General features: G+C 64.6%; 15 protein-coding genes and 1 pseudogene. 6 read left to right on the plus strand and 10 right to left on the minus strand.

Going from position 1 to position 16,545, the window contains the following annotated elements:
• Positions 1-50: 50 nt before the first annotated feature.
• Complete coding sequence (locus QZY07_RS02750; protein ID WP_295399572.1) at positions 51-1,958, plus strand: DEAD/DEAH box helicase; 1,908 nt, start codon at positions 51-53, stop codon at positions 1,956-1,958.
• A 219-nt stretch (positions 1,959-2,177) separates the two neighbouring features.
• A complete protein-coding gene (locus QZY07_RS02755) occupies positions 2,178-3,038 on the plus strand; it encodes an SIR2 family protein (RefSeq protein ID WP_295399573.1) in 861 nt (286 codons plus the stop codon).
• A 168-nt stretch (positions 3,039-3,206) separates the two neighbouring features.
• On the opposite strand, the gene draG is transcribed toward QZY07_RS02755, so the two are convergent.
• The 8 genes from draG to nifB are packed head-to-tail and all read right to left on the minus strand — an operon-like array spanning position 3,207 to position 9,017.
• Positions 3,207-4,148 carry an ADP-ribosyl-[dinitrogen reductase] hydrolase gene (gene draG, locus QZY07_RS02760; RefSeq protein ID WP_295399574.1) on the minus strand — a complete coding sequence of 314 codons (942 nt, stop codon included), beginning with the start codon at positions 4,146-4,148 and terminating at the stop codon, positions 3,207-3,209.
• Positions 4,123-4,707, minus strand: a complete 585-nt coding sequence (locus tag QZY07_RS02765) for a nitrogen fixation protein NifQ (protein WP_295399575.1) — start codon at positions 4,705-4,707, stop codon at positions 4,123-4,125. Before QZY07_RS02765 ends, draG begins: the two co-directional genes overlap by 26 nt.
• A 4-nt stretch (positions 4,708-4,711) precedes the next feature.
• Entirely contained in the window at positions 4,712-5,062 is a 351-nt protein-coding gene (locus tag QZY07_RS02770; RefSeq protein WP_295399576.1) for a 2Fe-2S iron-sulfur cluster binding domain-containing protein, read from the minus strand.
• 13 nt (positions 5,063-5,075) lie between these two features.
• On the minus strand, positions 5,076-5,360 hold the full coding sequence (locus tag QZY07_RS02775; RefSeq protein WP_014778533.1) for a 2Fe-2S iron-sulfur cluster binding domain-containing protein: 285 nt from the start codon (positions 5,358-5,360) through the stop codon (positions 5,076-5,078).
• A 44-nt stretch (positions 5,361-5,404) separates the two neighbouring features.
• Positions 5,405-6,703, minus strand: a complete 1,299-nt coding sequence (locus QZY07_RS02780; RefSeq protein WP_295399577.1) for an FprA family A-type flavoprotein — start codon at positions 6,701-6,703, stop codon at positions 5,405-5,407.
• Complete coding sequence (locus tag QZY07_RS02785) at positions 6,700-7,143, minus strand: ArsC/Spx/MgsR family protein (protein ID WP_295399578.1); 444 nt, start codon at positions 7,141-7,143, stop codon at positions 6,700-6,702. Before QZY07_RS02785 ends, QZY07_RS02780 begins: the two co-directional genes overlap by 4 nt.
• A gap of 40 nt (positions 7,144-7,183) precedes the next feature.
• Positions 7,184-7,462: a ferredoxin gene (locus tag QZY07_RS02790; protein ID WP_295399579.1), complete on the minus strand. Its 279-nt coding sequence runs from the start codon at positions 7,460-7,462 to the stop codon at positions 7,184-7,186.
• Between the two features lie 43 nt (positions 7,463-7,505).
• Complete coding sequence (nifB, locus tag QZY07_RS02795) at positions 7,506-9,017, minus strand: nitrogenase cofactor biosynthesis protein NifB (protein ID WP_295399580.1); 1,512 nt, start codon at positions 9,015-9,017, stop codon at positions 7,506-7,508.
• Between the two features lie 327 nt (positions 9,018-9,344).
• Here nifB and QZY07_RS02800 point away from each other — a divergent pair.
• Both QZY07_RS02800 and QZY07_RS02805 read left to right on the plus strand, forming a co-directional pair.
• Positions 9,345-9,483: pseudogene (locus tag QZY07_RS02800) on the plus strand (dicarboxylate/amino acid:cation symporter); the annotation flags it as partial.
• 15 nt (positions 9,484-9,498) lie between these two features.
• Complete coding sequence (locus QZY07_RS02805; RefSeq protein ID WP_295399581.1) at positions 9,499-9,831, plus strand: cation:dicarboxylase symporter family transporter; 333 nt, start codon at positions 9,499-9,501, stop codon at positions 9,829-9,831.
• 91 nt (positions 9,832-9,922) lie between these two features.
• Here the strand turns inward: QZY07_RS02805 and QZY07_RS02810 are convergent, their stop codons facing one another.
• A complete protein-coding gene (locus tag QZY07_RS02810; RefSeq protein ID WP_295399582.1) occupies positions 9,923-10,342 on the minus strand; it encodes a hypothetical protein in 420 nt (139 codons plus the stop codon).
• A gap of 121 nt (positions 10,343-10,463) precedes the next feature.
• Positions 10,464-13,592 carry a PAS domain S-box protein gene (locus QZY07_RS02815; RefSeq protein WP_295399583.1) on the minus strand — a complete coding sequence of 1,043 codons (3,129 nt, stop codon included), beginning with the start codon at positions 13,590-13,592 and terminating at the stop codon, positions 10,464-10,466.
• 155 nt (positions 13,593-13,747) lie between these two features.
• Here QZY07_RS02815 and QZY07_RS02820 point away from each other — a divergent pair, with 155 nt between their 5' ends.
• Both QZY07_RS02820 and QZY07_RS02825 read left to right on the plus strand, forming a co-directional pair.
• Positions 13,748-15,523, plus strand: a complete 1,776-nt coding sequence (locus tag QZY07_RS02820) for a hypothetical protein (RefSeq protein WP_295399584.1) — start codon at positions 13,748-13,750, stop codon at positions 15,521-15,523.
• A 94-nt stretch (positions 15,524-15,617) separates the two neighbouring features.
• Positions 15,618-16,412, plus strand: a complete 795-nt coding sequence (locus QZY07_RS02825; RefSeq protein WP_295399585.1) for a DUF2272 domain-containing protein — start codon at positions 15,618-15,620, stop codon at positions 16,410-16,412.
• Positions 16,413-16,545 lie beyond the last annotated feature (133 nt).

The following is a 16,545-nucleotide window of genomic DNA, read 5'->3' on the forward strand; positions in this document are numbered from 1 at the left end:
GCCCACTGGCTGTTCCCTCCAGGCGCGCACTTCCCTCTTGAGGCACCACCATGGATACCCCCGACACGAGCACCGGTTTCGGCGCACTCGGTCTCAATCCCATCATTGAACAAACTGTCCGCGATCTTGGTTACGAAACGCCAACCGCGATTCAGAGTCAGTGCATCCCGCATCTGCTCGCCGGCCGCGATCTGCTCGGCCAGGCCCAGACCGGCACCGGCAAAACCGCCGCCTTCGCGCTGCCGCTGCTCAGCCGCATCGATCCCGACCTTCAGCGCCCCCAGGTGCTGGTCTTGACGCCGACCCGCGAGCTAGCGCTCCAGGTCGCCGAGGCGTTCCAGGGTTATGCGAAAAACATCATTGGCTTCCATGTCCTGCCCATCTATGGCGGACAGGCATACGGGCTTCAGCTCAGCCAGCTCCGGCGCAACCCGCAGGTGATCGTCGGGACGCCGGGACGGGTCATGGACCACATCCGCCGCGGCACCCTGTCCCTGGAAGGCATCAAGACCCTGGTGCTGGACGAGGCCGACGAGATGCTCAACATGGGCTTCGCGGAGGACATCGACTGGATCTTCGAGCAGGCGCCCAAGGAACGTCAGGTCGCGCTCTTCTCCGCCACCATGCCGCCGGCGATCCGTCGGGTCGCCCAGGATCGTCTCACCGACCCGGTGGAGGTGCGGATCGCCTCGGCCTCCGCGACCGTCGACACCATCGACCAGCATCACTGCGTCGTCACCCGCTTCCATAAACTCGACGTGCTCACGCGCATCCTGGAGTTGGAGCCGTTCGACGGCATGCTGATCTTCGTGCGCACCAAAAACGCGACCACCGAACTCTCCGACAAGCTCAAGGCCCACGGCTTCGCCGCCGAACCGCTGAACGGTGACATGAATCAGGAGATGCGCGAGCGCACGGTGGAGCGCCTGAAACAGGGTCAACTGGATATTCTGGTCGCCACCGATGTCGCCGCGCGCGGGCTCGATGTCGAGCGCATCAGTCATGTCGTCAACTACGATATCCCCACCGACCCCTCCGCCTATGTGCATCGGATCGGTCGCACCGGGCGCGCCGGGCGCGCCGGTCGCGCCATTCTGCTGGTCGAGCCGCGCGAACGCGGCCTGCTGAGGGCGATCGAGCGCACCATCCGCCGCGACGTCCCGGCGATGGACCCGCCTTCCGCCGCCGCCCTGAGCCAATCGCGGATCGACCGCTTCATCGCCGAAGTGCGCACGACGATGACCGAGCAGGATCTCGACTTCTTCTACCGCCTGCTCGCCCGCATCGGCCAGGAACAGGAGATCGAGATCATGGACATCGCCGCCGCGCTGGCCTTTCTGAATCAGCGCGAACGGCCGTTGAACGTCAAGGAGGATCTGCCGCGCCCGGCCGCGCCCAAGCGCGAATGGTCCGAGCGTCCCCCACGGTCGGAAGGCCGGGACGAGCGTCGGCCACGCCCGGAGCGTGACGACAGCCGACCACGACCGGAGCACGCGCAAGGCCGACGGGAAGACGCGGATCTGGTCAGTTACCGCATCGAGGTCGGCCATCAGCATGGCGCGACGCCACGCGAGATTGTCGGCGCCATCGCCAATGAAGGCGGGATCGAGGGTCGCTACATCGGACGGATCAACATCCAGGACGACCACTCCATCGTCGATCTCCCCAAAGGCATGCCGCGCGAAGTGGTCAATCATCTCAAACGGGTGTTCGTTCGCGGTCAGGCGCTGCGCCTCTCGCCCGCCGACGGAGCCAGACCCGCGGAAGCCTCCCGAGGACATGCGCCCAGCCCCAAATACGGCCAGACACCGGGCCAGGCGCAGGATAAACCGCCTCGCGCGGCCGGTGGTTTTCGCCGCCAGAGCGGGGATGGCAGCGCCCCGCGTCGCGGTCCGCCGTCCAATGATGCCAGCGGCTTTCGCGGGGATCGGGGGCCAAGCCGCAAACCGCGTGACTGAGCCCGCTTGTCACCTACACGACAAATCGGGCGCGATGGCGCGAATACATCATATTCGATTGCTTCATTGCCTTGAATAAGCCATGAAGCCCTGCTTCGCCATTGGCGCAGTGAACTGAATCGATGGAAAATTTCTTGTGTTCGCTTTAATCGCCCAATAACTTGGCGGGAATATTGCTTACCATTAAGGCAAGCAAATTCGCCAAGGGGTAAAACGAAGGTGTCAGCAAGACTCGAAACGCTCGTCAATGACCTGGCTCGTGGAGCCCTGGTTCCCTATCTCGGTCCCGGCGCCCTGACGGGCGCGGTCGATCCGGTCACCGGGGAAGCCATTCCGGCCGATAGCGACCGCCTCATCCTCGCCATGAACGACGGTAAACCCATGTCGAAGCGTCTGATGTGGGAGTTTCCCCGCGCGGCCATGAATGTCGAACTCAAGCGCGGACGCGCCGCCGTTCACCGCTTTCTGGACACCACCTATGGTCAGCGCGCCTGGACCCGCGCCCCCCTGCATGACTGGCTGAAGACGCTCCGTCCCGCCTATGCGATCGACATCAACCGGGACACCCAACTCCAGGAATCCTATGCGGATGCGCCTCATACGCTGATCCGCGGCATCGCCCGAACCGGGGGCACGGATTATCGCTTCCGCATCCATGCCTACGATGGGACCAGCTATCGCGAGCTGGACCAGAATGCGGTGGATCCCGGGCTGCCCGTGCTGTTCAAACCCATGGGCAGTCCGCGTCCCGATGCCACCTATATCGCCTCGGACGCCGACTATGTGGACTACCTTACCGAATTGATGGGCGGTTTCGGGATCCCCGCGTTCCTGAAATCCTCTCGCGTGGATCGACGCTATCTCTTTCTCGGTCTGAGTCTGCGCCGCGATACCGAACGCATGGTGATGTCGGATATCATTTATGGAGCGGCCTCGCCGGCTGGATGGGCGCTCATCCCCGAGCCCACGGACAAGGAGCGGCGTTACTGCGAGAGCAAGGATATCGTGATCGTCGAGGCGGACATCCCGGATCTGCTCGCCGCCGCCGGTTGGAGAGGGTCACCGGACACGACAGGCTAAACCGCGCCCCTGCCAAACGTCCGGGGTGCCGCAAAGCGAGTTGAAGAGCCGCGAAACGACGTTTCTCGCGATGGGCGCGGTTTAGGGTTGAATCTCTTTTGGAAAATCCGGGCAGAGAGACGAGCGATCGAGTTGACCGGCATGGGTAAAAAAACGCATCTCGCCCGCTCAGGCGCCGCTCATATGGGGCGATGCCCGCACCAAGGCGATCGCCTGGGCTTTGCAGTCGCGTGCCGTCTCCTTGTCCAGTACGTTCAGCCAGCGCCGGGGGATGGCGTCCAGACCATAGTGCGCGCCGGCGATCATGCCGAGAATGGCGCCCGTGGTGTCCGCGTCGCCGCCGCGATTGACGACCTCCACCAGCGCCGACTCGAAACTGTCGGTCGCGAAGAACGCCTGGAAGACGGCGCGCAGGGTTTCGACGATATAACCGCCCGGATTTTCCATGCGCCGACGGTCATAGCGATAGCGATCGTCCACCGCCACCAGCGATTCGGCGATGTCCTTCAGATGACTGCGGTCGCCGCCGAGCAGCCCCGCCTGCACCATGCGGATGACGGCGAGCGTGCCCGCATCGGACAGCGCGTTGTGATGGGTGACATGGGCCTGGGTCCGACTGGCCTGGTCCACGGCGTCCGGATCGGCGCCCAGGGTATAGATCGCGATGGGCAGGGTACGCATGCAGGCGCCATTGCCAGCATCGTAGTTGTGCTCCGGCACCTCGGTGGCGCCGGTTTGACGGTAGAGACTGATACCGCGCCGCACCGTGTTGCCAATGTCGACCGGCTTGGTCCGCATCCACTCGCTGAAGGCCTGCGCGATGGCGCCCGCGTTAACGCCGCCGGTCGCGAGAATGCTCCGACCGAGCGTGAGGCTCATCTCGGTGTCGTCGGTGACACGCCCCTTGCGCAGTCCCAGCCAGCCGCCGCCGACGATATCGCGGTGCTCGCCATACTGGCCCAGAATCTCGCGCGGGGTTAGAAACTCGACCGTGGCACCCAGCGCATCGCCCACAGCCAGCCCCAGATAGGCCGCAGCCGCGCGGTCGTAGAGCGTTCCCGCGGGCAGGTCCGGGGGGATGAATTCAGTCCTCGGGTCCAAAACAAACATGATAGTCGACGCAGACCTCGCAGGATGGCGCGCGGCAGACATAGAGCCCCTCGGTTTCGCACAATTGCTTGTAGAGAAACCGCTTCCATTTCATATCTTTCGTGTTGCGCGCGGCCAGTAACGGAAAATTGCGGCGCATCAGCGCCGTCAACTCGCCTCGATTCCACAGACCCAGATCATGCCACAGGTGATCGCCCGCCATGCAGCCCGCCGCCACCGTCTGGGCCATCCAGACCTCGGAGGGCGACTCATGGGCGCGATACGTCAGCATCAGCGCGATCAATTCCTCCCGCTCGTCCAGGCGCGCGACCTTGAGTGGCACCCCGCCATCGGTCGCCGTCAGCACGTCGGGCGAGACGCCAGGAAAATGATAAGTCATCAGTCCGCGAAAGGCCTGGAGATCCAACCCCAGCCAGACCGGCAGCGCGCCGCCGCCGGCGGCGCGGGTCGCGATCATGCTCGCGAAGGCGGTGTCGTTGCCAGCCCCGACCGCGCGGGCCATCAGCCGCGCGAAGACATGCTCGGCTTCGCGCGTCAGCTCGTCGGCCAGGGCTAGCATGATCTCAGTACTCCACCAGGATATCTTCGTCGCGCACGATCATCTGGCAGGCCAGACGCCATTCGCTCGGCAGGTCGTCAAGCATCAGCTTGTCGATGTCGTCCTTGGTCAGCTTGCCCAGATGCCTCAGGACGGTCTGCTCTTTCTCGGTCAGGTGATAGCCCATGCGCTGCGTCTTTTTATCGACGCTGGTGACGCGCACCAGGCAATTGCCGCATTCGCCATCCTGACAGTCATGATGGACCGGAATCTTATGCTCCTTGGCCAGTTTCAGCAGGCTTTCGGTATGGCTTCCCGCCACGGCGTAGACGGTCTTATCCTTGTAGTCTGGACTTGAAAAGGTCACGAGTGCCATGTTCAGTCTCTCCTCAGGCCGGTTTGACGCGACAATCGCCGAGGATCTGCGCCTGGCAGGCGAGCCGATCGTGACGGCTGGCCATGTTTTCGCGCAACACCTTTTCCTCCAGCACCGACGGTTCGGTCAGATTGTTCCAGCCTTCCTCCACATGCATCATGCAGGTGCCGCAGTCGCCCTCGCGGCAGCCGTAGATGATCCCCGCCCCGATCTTTTCCGAGACCTCGATGACCCGCGTGCCGGCCGGCACGTTGACGGTCTGGTCGATATCCGTAAAGGTAATTTTGGCTTTCGCCATGGTGTCAGACTCCTGTGTTGTCGATGATTGAAAGCATGATTCAGTTAACCCAAGTCGGCAAAGTCGATGACCTTGCCGCGTTCTCCGCTGACGATGGCGCCCGCCAGCGCGCGCCCGAAATCGCGGCAGGCATCGAGTTCCTCGTCGGTCGGGATGAGTTTGACGCGCAGGCCCGGCACCGGCACCCGCAGCTTCAGGCCGCGCAGCCGATCCTCGATCATGCGCACCGCCTCGCCGGTCCAGCCGTAGGAGCCGAAGGCCGCGCCAAGCTTGCCCTTGAGATCGATCACGGCCAGCGACGAGAGCAGATCCCAGATCGGCTTCACCGCATCCCCATTGATGGTAGGCGAGCCCAGCGCCAGGGCGTCGGCCGATTCGATCAGATCCACGAAGGGCTGAAGTTCCCCGCCCTCCAGGTCATAGAGCGAGACGCGTACCCCGGGCGCCTCCTCGGCGCCGGCGCAGATCGCCTCGGCCATGCGCGCGGTGTTGCCGTAGGCGCTCATGTAGAAGACGATCAGCGAGCGCTCGTCGTTGTCGATGCGTTCGCTGAAGCTGGCGCTCGACAGTTCACGGTAGCGGGTCAGCGAGCGGCGCGGTCGATCGCGCAGAATCGGACCATGAGTGGGCGCGATGAGCTTGAGTTTCAGCGGCTCGATCAGCTTGATCGCGTCCATCACATAGGTCTTGAAGGGACGCATGATGTGCGCGTAGTAATAATCGAAGGCAAACCGGAAATCGCCGCAGAGATCGTTGAACAGTCGGTTGTCGCAATGGTGACAGCCGAACACATCCCCCGAGAAGAGCACCCCATCCTCGACCAGATAGGTGCATTGCGTATCCGGCCAGTGCAGAAACGGCGTATGCAGAAAGCGCAGGGTGCGGTCGCCCAGCGAGACCTCGTCGCCGGTGCCGACCGTCTCGTATTCGAACGGACGCTCGTCGCCCTTGGGCTTCAGCAGCGCCTTCAGCATGGTGGTCGCACGGGTGGAAATGTAGAGCCTGGCCCGCGGGGCGCGCCGCATCAGCTCGGGCAGCGCGCCGGTATGGTCCGGCTCCAGATGATTGAGGACGATGACGCGAATCTCGTCGTAACGGGCGACCGACTCCAGGCGCGCGAAGAACTCCTCGGCGAACCCCGCCTTGACGGTATCGATGACGGCGACGCTCTCGCTCCCGCGCACCAGATAGGCGTTGTAGGTCGTGCCGTTGGCGGTGCGCAGGATGATGTCGAACGAGCGCAGGGTCGGATCCAGGACACCGATCCAGTGCACGCCGGGCGCGATCTCCACCGCTTCGCCCGGCTGGGCAACGGTCTGCCGCTCGGATCGCGCGGCGGTCATCGGAGCGCCGCCCGCGCGCTCGGACGCTCGCAATGCGGATCCGGACCGATCTGCGAACAGGACTGGAGATCCTGCTCCGGCGCAAGCGCCACGCCGAGCGCATCCAGCATCGGACCCGCCTCGAATCCGCAACCAAGCCCAAATTCAGTCTCGATCAGCGGACGGCGGATCAGCAGCGGATCGGCGAGCATCAGGGCCAGCGCCGTCGGCTCGTCGAGCGTCTCCGGGCGCACCTCGCCCTGCTTGACGCGGGGCGCGGTCGGATTGAACCAGTCGCGTACCGGTAGGTTGCCGAAAAAGGACCGCAAACGCTCGGCGGTCCAGGGCTCGGCCAACAGATCGCGCACGGTCAGCGAATGCCCAAGCGACTTCAGCAGGGCTTTCTGCTTGCCGTTCGACAGGCATCCCGGCTTTTCGTAAAAGATCACCGACGACGTCACCCTAGCCTTCTCCTCTGCTTCAAATCCCGCGTACCGCGGTTCAACGCGCCTGGATCTCGGCCATGGCCGCGGCCATGCGCTCCGGCGGAATCCCGGTCAAGGAGCCGGGTGGATTCACCGGCACGCCCAGACCATCGAGAATGACCCCTTCGACCGGGCAGATGCTCGCGCACTGCGGCTCGGCGAAGTCGCCCTCGCACTCGGTGCATTGCTTCGCGTCGATCTGGAAATGCGGCGTGGCCGCGACGATCGCCCCGCTCGGACAGAGGGGTTCGCACGCCCAGCAGCTCACGCAGCCTTCGATGATTTGGAATGCCATGCGGATCAGTCTCCCGACAAAAAACGATTCGTCACGACGCCGGTCAGGCGGACATGCGCTGTTGTTCAACGCCCGGCTGCTCAAGACGCCCCGACTCGGCCAACTCGCGATAGACCGCCGCGATCGCCTCCTCGATCGGCTCCAGCGCATGCTCGCCGTTTGGAGCGATGCCAGCCGCTTCCAGTTGGCCCCAGGGCTCGTAACCGATCTTGGAACAGAGGACGACCTCGCAACCATCCAGCGCGCGGAGGGTCTTTTGCAGCGCGGTCTCGGCATCGCCGCAGGTCGCGTCGCCCGAACAGTACAGATCCACCTTGCGCACGCCGATGAAGCGCACATCCAGGCCCGCTGCCTCGTAGATCAGGAACTCGCGGGCATGGCCGAAGTGCTGATTGATGACACCGCCGCCGGTGGTCGCGACCGCCATCAGCACCGGGCGGGATTCCGGCTTGGCGGGAACCTTGCGCTTGAGCGAGGCCAGCGAGACGAAGACCTCGCCCGTGCGTTGGTGCTGGGCCGCCCGATTGGCCTCGATGGCGGCATGGACCTCGGCGCGCCGGGTCATGGCCTCGGCATAATCGATGTCCAGATGCTCGATCTTGTCGAGCGTGAACTCGTGCCCGCGATCCTCGCCCAACATGCCGACCGCGTCGGCCCGGCACTGACGGCAATGACGCATCATGGCCATGTCGCCGGCACAGGAATCCTGGAGCGACTGAAGCTCTTCCGTGGTCGGACCGCGCTGCCCCATGATCCCGTAGAAGGTGCCGTGCCCGGACTCCGCGATCAGCGGCATCACGTTGTGCAGGAAGGCGCCCTTGGCCTTGACGACCCGGCTCACCTCTTGCAGATGTTCGTCGTTGACGCCCGGAATCAACACCGAATTGACCTTGACCAGCACGCCGCGCGCGACCAGCATCTCCAGCCCTTTCTGCTGCTGTTCGATCAGGATCTCGGCCGCCCGGCGCCCCTTGATCCGACGATTGTTCCAGAAGATCCAGGGATAGATCTTGGCGCCCACGTCCGGATCGACACAGTTGATGGTGATGGTGACGTGCTCGATGTTGTGCTGGCACAGTTCGTCAACCACGGACGGCAGGGCCAGACCGTTGGTGGACACGCAGAGTTTGATGTCCGGGGCCTTTTCGGAGAGCTGACGGAAGGTCTCCAGGGTACGCGCTGGATTGGCCAACGGATCGCCGGGGCCGGCGATGCCGAGCACCGTCATCTGCGGAATCGCGGCGGCCACCGCCATCACCTTCTTGACCGCCTGATCCGGCGTCAGCACCTCGGAGACCACGCCGGGGCGGGACTCGTTGGAGCAGTCGTACTTGCGGTTGCAGTAGTGACACTGGATGTTACAGGCGGGCGCCACCGCCACATGCATCCGCGCGTAATGATGATGCGCATCTTCCGAAAAGCAGGGGTGATTATTGACCTTCGCGCGGATCGCCTCGGGCAGATGGGCAAGCCGATCGGCGCTGCTGCCGCAACCGCTCGCCACGCAGCCGCCGACCGACACCCCCTCCTCCTGGCTCAATACCTTCAACGCCATCACGCCGCCTCCAGAAAATCGGGGGCGCCGGGCCCCGCTGAATCAAAGAATCTGAAAGCAAGATAAGCAATCGCCGTGCCCGTTTCACCGGATGGGCTAAGCATTTGATATAAAATCGAGATTCTGGTCGGCCGTGCGCACTTTGTGAGGATCGCGACAGAGCGGAGAGCGCGCACTTGTGCGAATCGGGACAGATTGGCAGGAAGGCACGCGGACGGGGATACGCAAACGCGCGGCACGCTTTTGACGAGGCACGCCAAACTCGTCTCCCCGCAATCCATCCGGAAGCCGCCGATCATGGATCTCCAGAAGACACGGAGAGCAGCAATGCGCCAACTTTACTCGGTCCCCGCCGGTCTGCTGGCCGGCATCGTTCTCGCGCGGCTATTCCCCGCCGGCGCGCATTCTGTCGAATGGCTTGGGCAGATTTTCATTGCGCTCCTGAAGCTCCTGATTCTGCCTCTCATCCTGGTCTCGATTTTTGCCTCGCTGGCAAGAGGAGACAACCTGCGGCAAATCGGCGGACGCACTCCTGCTGATTTTCATGTCCCAACTCGCCTGCGCCGAGCTGAGTCCCTTCCAGGCGATGTTCATCGTCCTGCTCACCATGGCCTCCTCCGCCGGTACCGCCGGCATCCCCGGTGGCGGCATCGCCATGATGGCCTTCATGCTCGCCCTGCTCGGCCTGCCGCCGACCTATCTGGCCTTGTATCTGATCGTCGACCGCTTTTTCGACTACTCCATCACCGCCATCAATGTCTGGGGCGATCTGGTGGTTGCCGCGATCATGGATCGGGAGACGCGGGAGAATTGAGGCGCGCGACCGCTCGGGGAGCACGCATCGACCGCAACCGGATCGGCGTGCAGCCGTCGGCGCGAGACCGCCGGACGCGCCCCGGGGCTTCTCAACGACTGTCCGCCGGCTCGTCGCGATCCGAGGCGCCCTCAGACCAATGCGGACGGGGCGGAAGCGAACTGGCAAACCCGAAGTTGATCCAACGCGGCGCGCCGCTGGATATCTTGCCGTTACGGGTCGCCCACTCGTCTCCAGGCGCCGTCACGGATGGCGGGGGCGTCGCCAGGCCGGGGTCTGGACGCTCCCCCAGGGTCTGGCTCGGCAAGACGAGTTCGGACCATGACTGAAGGTACGCGAGATACTCCCACAACGTTCTGGTTATCCGCGAGGCTTCATCGAATTCCAGGCACACGCCCGCCGTGCGGGCAAAGTGCGTGGTGATCGTGGCCGTATGCTTGTTCACGAAGTCTTCGAGCGCAAGCCCGCCGTCGGCGCTAAAGGGAGCATCGGCGAGAATCGCTCCGATCACCGTTTGATTCGAACTGGCGACGAGGTCGCTGAACAATCTTGCTGGATCGAAATTCAACATAACCGGTCAACATCAAGGATGGCATTCTGTGCATTGTGGTGCGATCAGGCGATTTTCCAAGTCAGTATAAACACCTATCTCCGCTGTCGCTGGACACCGCATGCAGCAGACCCTGCAACTCGCCGAGGCCGATCGGCTTGACGAGATGACGATCGAAGCCAGCCTCCCGCGTCGACTCCTGATGTCGATCCTGCCCCCAGCCCGAGAGCGCGACGATCATCGCGCCAGCGCGGCCAGCCGGCTCGGCGCGCAGACGTCGACAGGCATCGTAGCCGCTCAGCTCGGGCATACCGAGGTCCAGCAGGATCAGTTCGGGTTGAAACTCGGCCGCGATTTCGACCGCTTCCAAGCCATTGCGGGCGATCCTCACCTCCTGCCCCATGAGATCGAGCAGCAGCGCCAGGCTCTCCAACACATCCGCGTTGTCATCCGCGACCAGCACCCGATGCCGGGGCAACCCCACCGCGCCGGGGGGCGGAGTGGCGGGCGCGACTTCCTCGACCTGAGCCGTGCCAACCGGCAAGCGCACGCTGAACTCGCAGCCCTGGCCAACCCCCTCGCTCGCGACGGCGATGGTCCCGCCATGCAGGTCGACGAGCTGCTTGGCCAGATTCAGCCCGATACCGAGCCCGCCCTGCGCCTTTCGATGCGACCGATCCGCCTGGACGAACAGATCGAACACTTGGCCCAGCAGCACTGGCGCAATGCCGATCCCGGTGTCCCTGACGCTCAGGATAACCTCGTCGCCCTCTTGCCGGACGGTCAACTGGATTCTGCCGCCAGGCTCGGTATAGATCGCGGCGTTGTTGAGCAGATTCGACAGCACCTGCTCCAGCCGGAGCGGATCGCCCACGATTCGCGTGGACTCCGAGGGTAGGCTGAGGATGAGCTCATGCCGGCGGGCATCGATCAGCGGCCGGCAGGACTCCACCGCGCGCGCGACGAGATCCGCCACCGCGAGCGACTCCCGGCGGAGCGCGATTTTGCCGCGGCTGATCCGGGAGATGTCCAGGAGATCGTCGACCAATTGCGTCAGGCGGTCGACCTGGCGCTCGATGACATTCCGCGACCAGGCCAGCCTGGACTCGTCCAGATCCGGGTGCCGCAGGATTTGCACCGCGTTCTTGATCGGCGCTAGCGGATTGCGCAGTTCATGCGCGAGGATGGCGATGAATTCGTCCTTGCGGCGGTCGGACTCGCGCAGTGCTTCCTCGGCCAGTTTGCTCTCGGTGATGTCCTGGGCCGTTCCGAAACCGTACTCCAGTTCGCCCTGGTCGTTGAATTCCAGTTCCGCCTTCTCCCGCACCCATTTGACCTCTCCGTCCACCACAATCCGGTGGTCAATCTCATAGGACTCGCCCTGAAGACAGGCTTGCCACCGCTGGTCCACGGCGTCCCGGTCATCGGGGTGCACGGCGGAAAGGAAGGTCTCATAGCTGATCGGACAGTCTGTCGGGAGACCGAAGAGGCGGTAGATTTCAGCCGACCAGTGCATTGCGTTATAGCGCACATCCAGCCGCCAGCTCCCGATCCTGGCCACCGCCTGCGCGCGCGTGAGCTCGCTCTGGCTGATACGCAGCGCGTCCTCCGCCACCTTGCGGTCGGTGATATCGATGGCCATCGCCAAAATGCCGGTCACCCATCCGGCCGCATCCTTGAGCGGAATCTTGTCCGTGCGGATCCAGCGCTGTTCGCCGGTGGGCAAGCGATACGGTTCGTCGATGCCATAACGCGGAGCCTCGGATTCGATCACGAGGAGGTCATCGCGATAATAGCGGTCGGCCTCATGCGGATAAAATTCGGCCGAGTGATGGCCCTCGATCCGCGATTTCGGCAAACCCAGCGACCGGGCGACCGCCGCGTTGACGCGCAGCATGCGATTGGCGGTATCCTTGTACCAGATCAGCGCCGGCACCGAATCCAGGATCAGTTCCTGCTCCTGCTGCAACTGGCGCAGCGCCGCGTTAGCCCGGATGCGCTCGGAGAGATCGCGGCAGATGGTCGAAAGGTATTCGACCTGTCCGGTGATCGGATCCGATTGAGCGAGGATGAGTTGCGAGACCGGAATCTCGGCGCCGTCGCGCCCGAGCAGCACGGAGTCGTCCAGCCACTGGCCGTGCGCAAGCGCCGCCGGAAAGCCTTCTTCCTTCACCTGCCGATAGGCCCAGTCCGGGTGATAGTCCGCGATACGGACGCGCTCCAGCGACTCCAGCGAACCGATCCCCAGGAGTGCGCGCCCAGCGGGGTTGATGTAGTCGATCAGCCCCTCGGGGCTGGCGGTGGCGATCAGATCGCTGCTGGCCTCGATAATCGCCGCGAGCTTGCGGTTCAACGCCTCGGCCTGCTTGAGGTCGTGAATGTCGGTGAAGGTGCCGATCGCCCGCAGCGGCGCGCCCGCCGCATCCCGCTCGACCACCTCGCCGCGACTCAGCACCCAGCGTTCGCCGCGCTGTCGGAAGCGGAACCGGAATTCCTGTTCGCAGCGTCCCGTTTGCCGCAGATCCCGCAAGGTGCCGGCGATCGCACACTCCCGGTCATCGGCGTGCAACAGATCTTTCCAGCACCGGGGCAACGCCAACGCATCGGCGTCCAGCGTGGCGGCAAAGGCCGCGCTGAAATGGATGACGTCGGTCTGAAGATTCCAGTCCCACAGCCCGACATTGGACGCGGCGATGGCGTCGCGGAAACGCCCCTCGCTTTCCAGGCGTTGCCGGACGCTCGTCTCCAGCTCGATGGCGCATTGGTTGACCCGCTGCTCCAGTGTCTTATTGAGTCGCCGGACCTCATCCTCGGCATGTTTCCGCGCGGTGATATCCTGCGCAAGGCCAACAGAGCGGATGACCGACCCATCGGGCTCGACGACCGGAAAACCGCAGCCCCAGATCCAGCGAACCTCGCCATCCGGGCGCAGGATCCGGTACTCGATCTCGTAGGCGTCCCCTTGATCTTGCCGGGCCAGCGCCGTCCGGAAGGGGTCGAGATCCTCGGGATGGACCAGCGCGAACCAATCGTCTGGAACAGCCGGCGAAGCAGGGTCGGCGTAACCGAGCAGGATCGCGATCGGCGCGTTCACGCGCGCGCGTCCGGTCAGATGATCGTATTCCCAGAGACCGATGCCGCTGGCATCCAGAATCTGTGCGTAATCGGCGGCATCCTGGAGCAGAGGATTCAAGATGGAAGCGTTCGGCATCGGTCTCTCGCGACGAGTCTGTTCGGTGTGGATCTTAAACCGCGTTCCGAGCGATCTTAAACCGCATCGACCGGAACGTCATGGCCGCTGGCTCGCCCGTGGACGGTCGGTCGCGGTACACTCGCGCGCTACCGATTCCGATCACGGTGATGAAGATGCCATCGCGCCCCATCCTGCTGTCGTTGCTGACGGCGACCTTTTTGATCACCGGGTTCATCCTTCCTGTCTCCGCCGCGGCCGCGCCGGACTGCCAGCCGGGCGGGCAGGCTCGCGTCTGGACCGCGCCGCTGCGCCCCCGCCCCGGCGAACCGCTGGAGGTGCTGGCGGTCGCGACCGACGGCGCGCTGGATCGGCTGCTCGTCACCGATCCCGCAGGCCGTCAGACCGACCTGCGGAGCGTCGAGAACGGCGGGCCGCCCTGGTCGCTCTACGCCACGCTATTTCGCCCCAGCGCGGGAACCTATCGCATCGAGGCGATCCGCAACGGTCGGGCGATTGCCTGCGCCGAGGCCGAGGTCGGGGGTCCGGCGGGAGCGCGCGGCGGCGGCGACTGGGATCTGGCGACCGAGGCGCTGTACTCGGCCTGGATCGAGCATCTGTTCGACGCCCCGCCCGATCAAACCATGAGCTTCGACTCGCTGGCGCCCCTGCTGCGCGATCCCGAGCGAAATTTTTTGTACAACTATCTGGGCGCGAGCGAGGACAACCGGCTCCCCGCCGAGCCGGACTGCGCCGACCTGCCCTATTTTCTGCGCGGCTATTTCGCCTGGAAGCTGGGCCTGCCCGTCGCCTATCGCGCCTGTAGCCGCGGCAGCCGCAACAGCCCGCCGCGCTGCGAACAACCGGTTGTCGAGGGACGTTTCGCCACCGCCCCCGCGCCGCTCGCCACCTTTCGGGAGGCCAGCCGGCGGATCGTCGATACGGTCCACTCCGGCAGCGCCCGGACGGGCCTGGAGGACGAGGCCACGGACTTCTATCCGGTTCCGCTCTCGCGCGAGAGTCTGTGGCCCGGCACGATCTATGCCGACCCCTACGGTCACATCCTGGTGGTGGTCAAATGGATCGCCCAGCGCGGCGGACAGAGCGGGCTCCTGCTCGCGGTCGACGCCCAGCCGGACAATTCGGTGACCCGCAAGCGCTTCTGGGAGGGCACCTTTCTGTTCGCCCAGACCCCGAGCAGCGGTCCCGGTTTCAAGGCATTCCGGCCGCTGGCGCGGAGCGCGTCGGGCGTGCGCGCACTGCCCAACCGTGCGCTCGATGGTGCATCCGGTCTGCCGCCCTATTCCACCGAGCAGGCCGCGCTTGCGCCTGCGGACTTTTATGCCCGCATGGAGCAGCTCATCAACCCCGCCGGACTCGCCCCCGAGAGCGCTTACGAGTCGACCTTGGCGGCGCTGATGGAACAGCTTGAGACCCGCCTGACCTCGGTGGACAACGGCGAGACCTTCATGCGAACTCATCCGGCCACCGTCCCCATGCCCAGCGGTCCGGCCATCTTCGAGACCATCGGCCCCTGGGAGGATTACGCGACCCCCTCGCGCGACATGCGTCTGCTGATCGCTATGCAGGTGCTGGAAGGTCTGCCCGAGCGCATCCGCCGCTATCCACGACTCTACGATCTGCGGGGCATGAGCCCGGAGAGCGCCGCCGCGCGGATCGAACAACTCCATGACCGGCGTCTCGACGAGCGGTTCATCTCTTACACTCGCAGTGATGGCAGCCCCTGGCGGCTCAGTCTCCGGGAGATCTATGCCCGCCGGCCGGGGCTGGAAGTGGGCTATAACCCCAACGATTGCGTCGAGCGTCGCTGGGGCGCGTCGCCGGACACTCCGGACGAAGCCACCTGCCGCCGGCGGGCGCCGGCCGATCAGCGGGCGCGCATGGAGGAATACCGACCCTGGTTCCGCGACACCGTCAGACCGCCGAGGTAGCGCGGCGGTTCGCCGGCGTCCGATCATTGGAACCGCCAGGATCAACGCCTCCCAGACGACAATCCCCCAACAGCCATTAGGAGTTCCCCCCGCCGTGCCGATCCAATCCGCCGTTCGGAACTGGTCAAGACTGGCCCTGCTCATCCCGTTCTGTCTCGCGCTGGCGTCCTGCGGAACCGCTCCCCAGACCTCCACGGCCGACTCCAGAGGCAAACCCGGAACCTGGGCGGGGGCCAGGATTGGCACGGCGCCCGCCGCCAACGCCAGACTCAAACAGGCGATGCTGTCCCGCGCCACTCGGGAATGGGAGTTTTTCGACCGTCAAACCATCGTCTTAACAGGATCCGAGGAGAGCATCCCGCATGTCGGATCCTGGGAGGACGACGGCGGGCGCTACAGCGGCCGGGTCAATGCCTACTGGCGCGCGGTTGGCAAACCGCGCTTGGACGGCATGGATTGCCAGCAACCCTGGTCCGCCGCCTTCCTGAGCTGGGTGATGCAGTCGGCCGGCGTCCCCGAGAGCCAGTTTCGCTGGTCGGACTCGCATTGGGTCTACCTCGCCAGCATGATCGACGAAGCCGGCGAGCCGGGCCGCTGGTTCGTCCCCCGTCGGATCATGGATTACAGCCCCCAGCCAGGCGATCTGATCTGCGCCTCCCGCGGCACGTCCCGCCCGAGAACCATCAATGGCTATACCAGCGCCAGTGCGCTCAATGGCACCAGCACCCATTGCGACCTGGTGGTCACCAAGACCCCCCGGACTCTGGAGGCGATCGGCGGCAACGTCCGCAACTCGGTGTCTCGGACGACTCTGGAGCTGGACAGCCAGGGACGCCTGCAGTCGGTGCCACGGCGTCCCTGGTTCCTGATCATGGAAAATCGCTTGTAATCATCCGCGCGTGCTAGCCTGTATTCGACTCCAACCTCACCAGGCCATGCACATGCAGCAACTGACACCCGAAGGTCAAAATCTCGTCTCCGAACTGGCCCAGCGTCACGGCTTCAGCACCGACGCCGTCACC

This window comes from uncultured Thiocystis sp. (assembly GCF_903866365.1).
Classification (GTDB): domain Bacteria; phylum Pseudomonadota; class Gammaproteobacteria; order Chromatiales; family Chromatiaceae; genus Chromatium.